Annotated in this window: 1 protein-coding gene; it reads left to right on the forward strand. The window is 61.3% G+C overall.

Features of this window, described 5'->3' with window-relative positions:
• The first annotated feature begins 394 nt into the window (after nucleotides 1-394).
• Entirely contained in the window at nucleotides 395-1,753 is a 1,359-nt protein-coding gene (locus AC5RWU_RS24155; RefSeq protein WP_493986703.1) for an MFS transporter, read from the forward strand.
• The last annotated feature ends 149 nt before the right edge of the window (nucleotides 1,754-1,902 follow it).

Below are 1,902 nucleotides of genomic sequence, written 5' to 3' on the forward strand. Positions count from 1 at the left end.
CGGGTCCGGAACCAGGATCGTTTCCACGGTCACGGGAGCGTTCTTTTCCTTGGCGATAACCGCCTTGACCTTATGAGCCATAACTGCGCTGTTCCTCCTGATACCGGGGATCCCATGTGCGTAATACGCAACGAGTTTCAATACATGAAACAGCGTGACTTAGCCCACAGCTGGTGTCAAGCAGTCCAGGAACGCGTCCGTGTGGGCATCGCAACGCTGTTGCACCAACGGAATGGAAATACAGAAGTTGCGGAATTCCAGCACCCGCAACCTGGACACCAAGAGTTTACGGAAAAACGCAGGAATTCTCATTGACAGTGCCTCAGCTCACACCATACGCTGATGCAACAACGTTGCAATGACCGCAACTCCCTAGATCTTATTGGTGGACTTCATGACTAACGACAGCAGTTCTGTTGCCGTCCCCCAGGGGCTCTCCCCCGCCGGCAAAGATGCCGGCACGGGCAACAACAACGGCTTGGACAAAGGCACGCGCCGCCGGGTCATCGGCGCAAGCTTCATCGGCAACTTTGTCGAATGGTTCGACTACGCCGTCTACGGCTACCTGGCCGCGACCATCTCCACAGTCTTCTTTCCCGAAACCGATCCCCAGACGGCGCTGCTGTCTACATTTGCCGTCTTCGCGCTCTCCTTCTTTATCCGCCCGCTCGGCGGCTTTGTCTGGGGGCACCTCGGCGACCGGATCGGACGCAAGACCGCTCTGTCCCTGTCCATCCTGATCATGTCCGGTGCCACCTTCTGCATCGCCCTGATCCCCAGCTACAGCGCCATCGGCATGGCTGCCCCGATCCTGCTCCTGGTCTTCCGGGTGATCCAGGGCTTCTCCGCTGCGGGCGAATATGCCGGCGCTTCCTCCTTCCTGGCCGAATACGCACCAAACAATCGCCGCGGACTGTATGCCGCCGTCGTCCCTGCCAGCACCGCAGCTGGACTGCTGCTGGGCTCCCTGCTGGCTGCCCTCCTGACCTCCATGCTGTCCGCGGAGCAGATGCACGACTGGGGCTGGCGGCTGCCGTTCCTGCTGGCTGCCCCCATGGGCCTGATCGGGCGGTACATCCGGACCAAACTGGAGGACACTCCGGTCTTCCGCGAAGCGATGCAGGAGGCGACGCCCGAGCACGCCCCGGTCAAGAACATGTTCCGCAACCATTGGCGGGCCCTGCTGCTGGCCTTCGGCGCGGTGCTGCTGAACGCCGTCGGCTTCTACGTCATCCTCAGCTACATGCCCACGTACCTGTCCAGCGAACTGGGCTTCGGCACCAGCGAATCGTTCCTGGCCACGAGCGTTGCCCTGCTCACCTACATCGGCTTCATCTTCCTCACTGGCCTGGCCTCGGACCGCTTCGGCCGAAAGAAGATCCTGATCACCGCCTCGGTGTCGTTCATCCTGCTGACTGTCCCTGCCTTCATGCTGCTGGACAGCGACAGCTTCCTGGTGATCCTGCTGATCCAGATCCTGCTGGGCGGCATGCTGACCCTCAACGACGGCACCCTGCCGAGCTTCCTGGCCGAAATCTTCCCCACCAAGGTCCGCTACAGCGGGTTCGCCGTCAGCTTCAACATGGGCAACGCCATCTTCGGCGGCACGGCACCCTTCATTGCCACGCTGCTGATCGGCATGAGCGGGAACCTGCTGGCACCGGGCTGGTACCTCATGGCAGCCGCCCTGGTTTCCCTAGTGGCGGTCGCCTGCGCCAAGGAAACCTCCCGCCAGCCCCTGCGCCACAGCTGACACTACCGACGCAGCCCCACAAACCACCCTTCCGAACCAACACAACAACCACTTCAAAGGAGAATCATGTCCCTGACCACTGACGCCCGCAATGCCACGAATGTTTCGGAGCTGGAGCGCCTCAAGGTCCTGCACAACGGCCAGAAGCA

This window comes from Arthrobacter sp. B0427-1-12, from assembly GCF_059092905.1.